The organism is Candidatus Poriferisodalis sp., assembly GCF_965215815.1.
Classification (GTDB): Bacteria; Actinomycetota; Acidimicrobiia; order Acidimicrobiales; family Poriferisodalaceae; genus Poriferisodalis.
In genome coordinates, this window is sequence record NZ_CBDCEO010000007.1 from 1 (window position 1) to 8,289 (window position 8,289).

At 65.6% G+C, this 8,289-nt stretch carries 12 protein-coding genes; 8 read left to right on the forward strand and 4 right to left on the reverse strand.

Annotated features, from left to right (window positions below):
- Positions 1-309 precede the first annotated feature (309 nt).
- The 6 genes from ACOOHB_RS00885 (at position 310) to ACOOHB_RS00910 (ending at position 6,129) form a co-directional block, all read left to right on the forward strand.
- Positions 310-1,092 carry a DUF1828 domain-containing protein gene (locus tag ACOOHB_RS00885; RefSeq protein WP_420442945.1) on the forward strand — a complete coding sequence of 261 codons (783 nt, stop codon included), beginning with the start codon at positions 310-312 and terminating at the stop codon, positions 1,090-1,092.
- A 43-nt stretch (positions 1,093-1,135) separates the two neighbouring features.
- Positions 1,136-1,909: a hypothetical protein gene (locus tag ACOOHB_RS00890; RefSeq protein WP_420442946.1), complete on the forward strand. Its 774-nt coding sequence runs from the start codon at positions 1,136-1,138 to the stop codon at positions 1,907-1,909.
- 197 nt (positions 1,910-2,106) lie between these two features.
- Positions 2,107-3,207 carry a DUF91 domain-containing protein gene (locus ACOOHB_RS00895; RefSeq protein WP_420442947.1) on the forward strand — a complete coding sequence of 367 codons (1,101 nt, stop codon included), beginning with the start codon at positions 2,107-2,109 and terminating at the stop codon, positions 3,205-3,207.
- Positions 3,208-4,015: 808 nt separating this feature from the next.
- Complete coding sequence (locus ACOOHB_RS00900) at positions 4,016-4,252, forward strand: hypothetical protein (protein WP_420442948.1); 237 nt, start codon at positions 4,016-4,018, stop codon at positions 4,250-4,252.
- A complete protein-coding gene (locus ACOOHB_RS00905; RefSeq protein WP_420442949.1) occupies positions 4,249-4,527 on the forward strand; it encodes a hypothetical protein in 279 nt (92 codons plus the stop codon). The genes ACOOHB_RS00900 and ACOOHB_RS00905 overlap by 4 nt, the downstream gene beginning before the upstream one ends.
- Positions 4,528-4,911: 384 nt before the next feature.
- The gene (locus tag ACOOHB_RS00910) at positions 4,912-6,129 is read left to right on the forward strand and encodes an MFS transporter (protein ID WP_420442950.1); all 1,218 of its coding nucleotides are present in this window, start codon (positions 4,912-4,914) and stop codon (positions 6,127-6,129) included.
- On the opposite strand, the gene ACOOHB_RS00915 is transcribed toward ACOOHB_RS00910, so the two are convergent.
- Positions 6,089-6,208 (reverse strand): hypothetical protein, encoded by a 120-nt coding sequence (locus ACOOHB_RS00915; RefSeq protein ID WP_420442951.1) that lies wholly within the window; start codon positions 6,206-6,208, stop codon positions 6,089-6,091. The genes ACOOHB_RS00910 and ACOOHB_RS00915 overlap by 41 nt on opposite strands.
- Here ACOOHB_RS00915 and ACOOHB_RS00920 point away from each other — a divergent pair.
- Positions 6,182-6,463 carry a hypothetical protein gene (locus ACOOHB_RS00920; protein ID WP_420442956.1) on the forward strand — a complete coding sequence of 94 codons (282 nt, stop codon included), beginning with the start codon at positions 6,182-6,184 and terminating at the stop codon, positions 6,461-6,463. The genes ACOOHB_RS00915 and ACOOHB_RS00920 overlap by 27 nt on opposite strands.
- A complete protein-coding gene (locus tag ACOOHB_RS00925) occupies positions 6,463-6,768 on the forward strand; it encodes a helix-turn-helix domain-containing protein (RefSeq protein ID WP_420442952.1) in 306 nt (101 codons plus the stop codon). The genes ACOOHB_RS00920 and ACOOHB_RS00925 overlap by 1 nt, the downstream gene beginning before the upstream one ends.
- A gap of 71 nt (positions 6,769-6,839) precedes the next feature.
- On the opposite strand, the gene ACOOHB_RS00930 is transcribed toward ACOOHB_RS00925, so the two are convergent.
- The 3 genes from ACOOHB_RS00930 to ACOOHB_RS00940 all read right to left on the reverse strand — a co-directional run bounded on the left by ACOOHB_RS00930 (position 6,840) and on the right by ACOOHB_RS00940 (position 8,082).
- A complete protein-coding gene (locus ACOOHB_RS00930) occupies positions 6,840-7,466 on the reverse strand; it encodes an NYN domain-containing protein (RefSeq protein ID WP_420442953.1) in 627 nt (208 codons plus the stop codon).
- A gap of 131 nt (positions 7,467-7,597) precedes the next feature.
- Positions 7,598-7,822 (reverse strand): hypothetical protein, encoded by a 225-nt coding sequence (locus ACOOHB_RS00935; RefSeq protein ID WP_420442954.1) that lies wholly within the window; start codon positions 7,820-7,822, stop codon positions 7,598-7,600.
- A 35-nt stretch (positions 7,823-7,857) separates the two neighbouring features.
- On the reverse strand, positions 7,858-8,082 hold the full coding sequence (locus tag ACOOHB_RS00940; protein ID WP_420442955.1) for a hypothetical protein: 225 nt from the start codon (positions 8,080-8,082) through the stop codon (positions 7,858-7,860).
- Positions 8,083-8,289: the final 207 nt, after the last annotated feature.

The window sequence follows — 8,289 nt, forward strand, 5'->3', positions numbered from 1 at the left end:
GAAGACCCCGGAACCGTCCCTGCTGCGGCAAACGGCCGGGGTTACGCCCTTGGGGCTCGCGCTGTCTCGGACGTGCCAGCGGGCACAACCGACCACGAAGCGCAGCCTTCGCTTGGAAAGAGAAGCCCCGCCAGTGCGCCACCGACGGGCGGAGGCGGACGGCGGGGAGGATTGGCCACACTATAGCCGAAGGAGAAAGACCCCCATGCGTTCTACGGGCCCGCTGTCAGCGGTTTGTCGGCTGTATTCGGCTTGCACCTACTGGCCGGGGATCACGGCTCCACCGCCCGATGAAGCGACGCTGCCCCTATGACTCTTGACGTTGGGGCGCTCAGGAGCCTCCTGTGCGAGCGCCTCTGTGAGGACGTGGGTGTCGATGAGCGCCCCGACGGCGAGCTCATGCTGCGCACGCATTTCTGCTTCCCTGACGGCGACGGCTATCCCTTCCATCTGGCAGAGGCGCCCTCGGGCGGCCTGCGCCTGTCGGACTGCGGCCACACCCTCATGCACATCAGCTACGAGCACGACATCGACTCGTTCCTCACCGGCACCCGGGGGATGCTGCTTGAGCGCATCGTCGATGAGAGCGGCATCCACCATGACAACGGAGTCTTCTCCGTCGACACATCCGTCGACCGGCTGCCCGAGGCCATCTTCAGATTCGGCCAGGCGTTGACCAGGGTCTACGACTTGACCCTGCTGTCCCGCTCCAACGTCGGCTCAACCTTCTACGACGATCTGGCCGACTGCCTCTCGGCCCTGGTGGACGAAGCCAGGATGCAGCGCGACTACCAGCCAGAGGTGCCCAACGCGGATGCATACCCGGTGGACTACCGGATCGAGGGAAAGAGCGGCATCCCGCTATTCCTCTACGGTGTGCCCAACCGCGACAAGGCGCGGCTGACGACGATCATGCTCGGCTACTTCCACCGGCATGATCTCTCGTTCGAATCGATCATCGTCTTCGAGGACCAGGCCGAGATCCCGAGAGCCGACCTCGCGAGACTCTCCGATGTGGGCGGGGACATGATCTCGTCGCTGGAGTCGACCGAGGATCTCCACCGCAAGCTCTTGATGCGCATTGCCGCATGATCGCCGTCACGATGCTCCGCAGCCAGCCCCACCGAGGACCGGTTTGAGCGAGCGCGACAAGCTCAGCGCGGTCGTCGCGAAAGCATGGCGATCGTTCGATTCGGCCGCGTCGCTCAAGTCGCGCGTGAGCCCCGCCATACCGATCCTGTTCTTCGGCGACCTCGACGCCTATGTCAACTCGCAACCACGCGTGCTGACCGTCGGCTTGAACCCCTCCCGAAACGAGTTCCCCGAGGGAGACCCGTTCCAGCGCTTCCCGCTCGCCGAGAATGCTGCCGCCGGAGATCGGCAACGGTACCTCGACGCTCTGTCCGCCTACTTCCGCACCCGCCCCTACGCCCGATGGTTCAACAGTTTCGAGCCTCTGCTCAACGGGATGGGAGCCAGCTACTACGACGGCCGAACCTCGACAGTGCTCCACACCGACATCTGCTCGCCCATAGCCACCGATCCCACATGGAGCCGACTCGGCGAAGCCGACCGGCGTGTGCTCGTGGACGACGGAAGAACGCTGTGGCACGAGCTGCTGGCAGCGCTGCAGCCGAACGTCGTGCTCCTGTCTGTCGCCAAGAGCCACCTAGAGCACATCTGGTTCGACGCGATGGGACCGTGGGAACCTGTCCACACGTTCAATCTCAAGGCCGACGGTGCGTCCCGCAAGCACCCGTACAGAGTCCGTGGCCGCTGGCATCTGATCGGCGTCAAACCAGCACTTCTCGTGTTCTGCCCCGCCAGCCAGACGCCGCTCGGCTCAATCAGCACCGCCCAGAAGCGTGAGTTGGGCGCAATCATCGCCAAGATGAACCGCCCCACATAGAGCTGGTGGAGCCTCGCCGAGCTGCGTAGCTCCCGCTGGACGCTGCCTCGGATCTTGAGTTCGTTGGATAGCGACCGCTAGGAACAACAAGCAACCCCAACGCCTCTTCCGGTCACATTGGCCGTGGCGATTGACGCCCCACATCGGGCCGATGTCATGGGCCAGTGGCATCATGGGCCTGACCGCAGGGAGGATCCATGGCCGTTGAAATAGCGATCTGGCGGATGACCGATGCCGGACCGCACAGGCTGGCGTCGTCGCCGCTGGACTTCGAGCAGCGTCTCGAGGACATGCTCAGTGAGGATCCCAGCATGAGCGGAACGGAGCTGTTCATCATTGGGAGGCAGGTACCGACCAGCTATGGGGGATACATAGATCTGTTGGCCCTCGATGCTGACGGTCGCGCCCATGTACTCGAACTCAAGCGTGACCGGACCCCTCGCGACGTTGTCGCCCAAGCACTCGACTATGGCTCCTGGGTGCAGGGTCTAGGCCTCGAGGATCTTGAGCAGATCTACCTCGACCACAACGGCGGCGAGACACAACTCGACGAGGCCTTCGCCGAGCGATTCGACAGCCCGCTCCCGGACGTCGTCAATGCTGAGCAGCAGTTCACGATCATCGCGTCCGAGCTCGACCCGACGTCTGATCGCATCGTCGAGTTCCTCGCAGACGCCTACGACGTGCCCATCAACGCCGTCTTCTTCCGCCACTTCAGCGACGACGGCCGCGACTACCTAGCTCGCACATGGCTACTTGATCCACAACAGACCGAAGACAAGGCCGTTCGACCATCGCGCCGCAAGAGTCGGCCGTGGAACGGCCGCGACTTCTACATAGTTCTCGGCCGAGCCGGTCAGAGCGACCGCTGGGCGATAGCGAGCAAGTACGGGCTCCTCAACGCAGGCGGCGGATCGTGGTACTGGAAGCCGCTGCGGAACCTCACGCCGGGAAAGCGCGTGTTCGCATACGTGGGCGGAGCCGGCTACGTCGGCATCGGCCGAGTCACCGGCGAGATGATCCCCGCACGCGATGCCAAAGTCGAGGTCAACGGACAGCTGCAATCGCTGCTCGATCAACCAGAGCTAAGCACCGAATGGTGGCAAAGAACGGCCTCGGACGACTCCGAAGTGACCGAGAAGGTCGTGCCGGTCGAGTGGCTCGCCACACGGCCCATCGACCAGGCCGTCCGCGAGAAGGGGCTCTTCGCCTCACAAGTCACCGTCTGCAAACTGCGCGACGAGCACACAATCAAGACCGTCGAGAGGGCATTCGGGCTCGACCCGGCAATCGACTGATCGAGCGGCCACAACGGCCGTACAGGAATGAGGGCGACCGACCGAGAATGCTCCCCCTGTACCCGGCAAAGAAAAGCCCCGCCAGTGCACCACCGACAGAGCGGAGGCGGACGGCGGGGAGGATTGGGTACATGATGGCGCATTGCAGCCGATGACGCAACGTTTCACTCGGCGGTCGGCCAGACCGGCTCTACGAATCCGACTGCTTGTCACCATTCACGTGCCGGTGCGTGACCTCGGTTGGCATCGGCCCGCCGCTGGCCAACTCCTTTGCGCCCGTATCTCACGAGCGCATCGTCGACCGCCCCCAGACCATATAGTTGTCCTTGAAGGCCCCGGAACCGTCCCTGCTTCGGCAAACGGCCGGGGTTGCGCCCTTCTGAGGCTCACTTGCCGTCGCACCGAAGCAAGGAGCATGCGCAGACCTGACGGCGCCAAGGGTTCGCACGCATTGGCGCGCCGGTCGCCTCTCCACGACAAGATTGGTCGTTTGTCGTTCGCTCAAGGCTGTAACGTTTCCGCTACTCGACCCGTCGCTGCCCTCGGGAGGCTCTCGGTCGACCCGGTGGGGCCTGAGGATCAACGCAGATGTGTCGGCGTGATCGGCTGAGGGGGACCCGGTTGTAGCCGGCGTCGCACTCCTTGCCACCACTGCGCGATCTGGGCCAGGGCCTCGTCTCCCGTCATGCCATGGCGCACAAGCCAGCAGCCGACCACCGTGCCGGTCCTGGCTAGTGGATCAACACAATATATATTGAAAAGAGAGCTATTTGTATGACAACATCTCTCTGCGGCGTATCGTCGCCGTGTGGATCCGGTCATCGCGCACACAGCCCGTCAGCATGGCGTGAGCGACGACGAGATGCTTCACGCCTACCGGAACCTTGTGCATGTGCACCTGCGGGACGATCTGGACATGATCATCGGTGCAGACCCCAGCGGCCGCTTGCTGGAGGTCGGTGTGGTAACCGACGAAGATGAAGAGATCGACGTTATAGTTCATGCCATGCAGGCGCGGCCGAGGTTCCTGGAGTGGTTGCCATGAAGTGGACCTGCGAGGAGATCCTCGACCACGCGGAGGAGCTAGCAGACCGCTTCGAGGCCTTCGACCCAGCCAAGGCCCAGGAGGTGCCTGCCGCCGAGTACCTGCTGGTGCGAGCCGCTAGAGGGCAGGACTGCTGCGACGAGCACGTCGTTCAGGCTCTCCGAGCAGCGCGTGAGCAGGGGACCTCTTGGGAGCGCATCGGGGCAATCCTCGGCATCACGAGCCAGCAGGCGCAGCGCCTCGGCGCCGCTTCGAGCGATGCACCCAGGTCGTAGTGCCTAGTTCGAGGGCCTGGCCGCAGCGCTCGCCCGCATCGACAACATCGACACTGCACACATCTACAGATCCTGGGCCGCACGCCTCCTAGGCGGCGGCACCGCGACCGTGCTGTCGGCGACATCGACGTCCTGGTTCCTGGTTCTCTGGACCGCGACAAGTTGTACGGACGCCCTGAGAGCTGACGGGCTAGAGATCGCCACGCCGTCGGCAGGGGCGACATTCCCCGAGACGGTTCGGCCCAGTTGCGGACGTAGGCCCGCTGCTGTGCTGTTTGCGGCGAGCGGGGGTGGCGGTACGCACAGCGAGACTGTTCGGTCAGACCGGCTTCACGTTCCGAGCTTCCATCGTGTGACTGAGGGTTCCGCAAGGTGCATCCTGCCGTGACCCGGCATCGCCGTGGTAGCACCATTCGCTCCGACGCGGCCGCGGTGGCCGCAGCCAGCGCGTTGCTGGCCGCGGGGGCCGCGCCGCAGATCATCTCGGGTCCGCTGGCGCCCTACCTGCGGCTCGACTTGGGGATCAGCTCGTCCGAGTTGGGGCTGGGCTTGTCACTGTCAGCCGTTCCCGCGGTCGTGCTGGCAGTGTGGCTCGGACGGGTGACCGACCGCGTCGGCGGCATCAACGTGGGCCGGCTCACCTGCATCGGTGGCTGCTTTTTCGTGGTGGCGCTGTCGCAGGCGCCCAGCACGGCGTGGTTCGTGGCGTTGCTGGCCGCAGCCGGGATCCTGCGGGTGCTGTCTGAGCCGAGCTCTTCGAGGATCCTGGTGGACTTCTTGGCTCGCACGCCGCGGGTTCTCGCTTTCGGCATTCGTGAGGCGGCGATGCCGCTGCTGGTGCTGGTGTCCACCGCGGTGCTGCCGGTGTTCGGCGACCGGCTGGGTTGGCGCACCGTGTTCGCCGCGTGCTCGGTGTTCGCGTTAACGGGCTTGGCGCTGCTGATGGGACCGGCACGGCCCCGAAAACAGTCGGTGCCGGTGGGAGTACGGTCCGGTCCTGCGGCACCGGTCACAGCCGGGCCGCCCCGCAACGCCCGCGATGATGTGGCCTCTCTGGGGTTGGGCTTTCTTGGCGGCGCCGCGCTGCTGTTCATCAACCTGGTGGTGTTCAACGCCTTCGCGTCGCTGTCGTTCGTGGACGCCGGAGCCAGTGCCGACACTGCGGCGGCTCTGGTGGCGGCCTCGGCGGGGGGAAGCGTGCTCATGCGGATCGGCTGCGCTCACGCGGTAACCCGCCGGGATCTGGACGCTCCCAGGACCACCGCGGCCATGGCCGCGGTGGCGGTTGCCGGCTATGCGGCGATGGCCACGGGCAGCACGGCGCTGATGTTCGTCGGCATTCCGGTGGGGTACGTGGCCGGCTGGGGGTGGACGCCGCTGCTTTTTGCCCACATAACTGTCGGGCGCGAGCGGTCCACGGGGATGATCACTGGGATCGTGTCGACCATGTTCGCGGTCGCCGCGCTGGTGAGCCCGGTCGCGGCCGGATGGGCAGCCGAGAATCTCGGCTGGCTGGCAGTGTGGGCCCTGGTAGCGCTGTTCTCAGCGCTTGCAGCCGCCCTCATGTGGCACCGGCCCACCGGGAACAGCAAGGCCGATTGAACCAGCGGCCAGGACTCGCAAACTCAGCCAGCGCCTCGTCTCCCGTCATGCCGTGGCGCACGAGCCAGCAGCCGACCACGGTGCCGGTCCTGCCGATGCCGCCCCAACAGTGATCGTGTCAGGGCGGCGTCCTTGCCGGCTCGCCGAGTCCGTGGATCCGAGGCGCCGCGATATCATTCTTGATGTCATGTGGTCGGTGGAGGTAGAATCGGAAGTTGAGAAATGGATCGATTCCCTGCCGGTGAAGGAGTTCGCGACCGTGCTCGCAGCCGTCGCTCGCCAAGCCATGCGGCGCTGCATCGCTGAAGTACACACGGCCGAGGAGGACGACTGATGGGTCGCACGACTATCGAGGAACTGCGCAACCGGCGGGTCAACGCCATGACCAGCGCCGAGCGGGCCGAATTCGACGAGGCGCTCACCACGGCCCGCCTGGCCATCGACGTCGGCGAGAAGGTCCGTGAAGCCCGCGAGGCAGCCGGACTCAGCCAACGAGAGCTAGCTGTGCGAATGTCCACCAGCCAAGCAGCGGTGGCTCGCCTCGAGGCCGGCGGCACCAGCGCCACACTCACGACCCTGCAAAAGGCCGCTGCCGCGCTGGGCCTCGAACTCACCATCGACCTCGCTCCCGCACACTGACAACGCTGTCCGTCAACTGCCCAGTGGCTGGCCTGATACTCGAGCATGTCTCGCTCATCGACCGCGAAGCGCTACGGCGAGGCGGTGTAGTCGGTGTCGTCTCGTACGTGCGCGAACCGGCTGGCATCGAGAGCGTGATTCCACAGACGCCGACCCGGGACCTTCATCCGGCGGTGCGGGTGCTCCGGACTCCACCACATCGCCGTCTCGACCCGCTTGCCGGCGTCTAGCGCAACCTCAATCGCTGGGGCAAGGTCGGTGTCGGCAGACACCACCACGGCCACGTCGTAGGCGTCGTCGCGGGCGCCGATCGCAATGTCGAGGGCCATCATGACGTCGATGCCCTTCTCCTCGGCGCGCCACGCCGCAGGCCGGCCCATCGACCATGCCGTCGGCTGGTAGCGCAGCGGCCGGCTTCTAACCGTCACGAGCGACTGAGACTTCCAGGCAGCGAACTGTCGGGCGGATCCGGCTTGCGCCTGCGGGCCGCTCTTTTGTCCAGGCCGGCCCCGGTACACGTTCACCGCCGTGAGTTCGCGAGCAGGGTCGACCTTCTCACCGAGCTGCTTGAGCAGCAATCCGAGCCGCAGCGGCCTCACATGCCCGAACGTGTAGGGATCGCGTTGCGGGTCGCCGAACACTTCACGCGCCCCAAAGCGGGTGTTCTCATAGTCAATGAACACAGAGACACTCGTCACCGACTCGCCTCCCAAAACGAATATGCCCCGCCATTCCCGGCGATGCCGGGAAGGCGGGGAGCAGTGCACGAACTGTAGCAGGCCCCACCAAGAACTTCACATCATGGGCGGCAGCCGATGCAGCCACTCCGTCATCTGCGGGTCCATCGGCTCGGGCGCGCTGCAACGAACACTTCCGCCGGGCCCGACCCGCCCTCAGCAGCCAGGCCCACCCGCAGCTCCATCAGCATCTGCGCGTCGCCCTCCGTCGGCGCGCCGTCGATCAACGTGCCCAGGAGCTCACCGGGCGACAGTCCCCGCTCCCCCACCCGGCGCCGGCGCTTGATGTCGTCGATGGGCTCTTCGTGCTCGGTCATGGTCCCGCTCCCCTGTTGGTGCTCGCGGCCAGCGGTCACAGCTTGGCAACGATCTTCGCGATGGTGTTCCAGTTGCGCGCCGTGGCGACGACGCCGAACCGCTTTTCGAGGTACACATACGACAAGGTCATCGCCTTGACGCCATCGGGAGTCCAAACGTATGCCTCGGCACCTTCGATCGCGATGACCGCGGGGCTGTGGTCCTCCCCCAGCAGCGCCTCCACCGCCTCGGGATCGGGCTCCTGCGAGAGGAAGACCACGAGCGCTCGGTCATCGACGCTCGCCCTTCTCCACTACACCGCGGCCAACTCGCTCACGGCTCGCTCCGTGCCGCCGTTCGCACGACCCAACGCCCGCTGGTGGAGATCGACCTCACGACGCTTCGAACCGAGACCGGCCCCCACTCTCGCTGATCCCATGCGTCCCCTCCGCCGCCGACTGTGCGGTTGAGCACGAGTCGGCCGTTG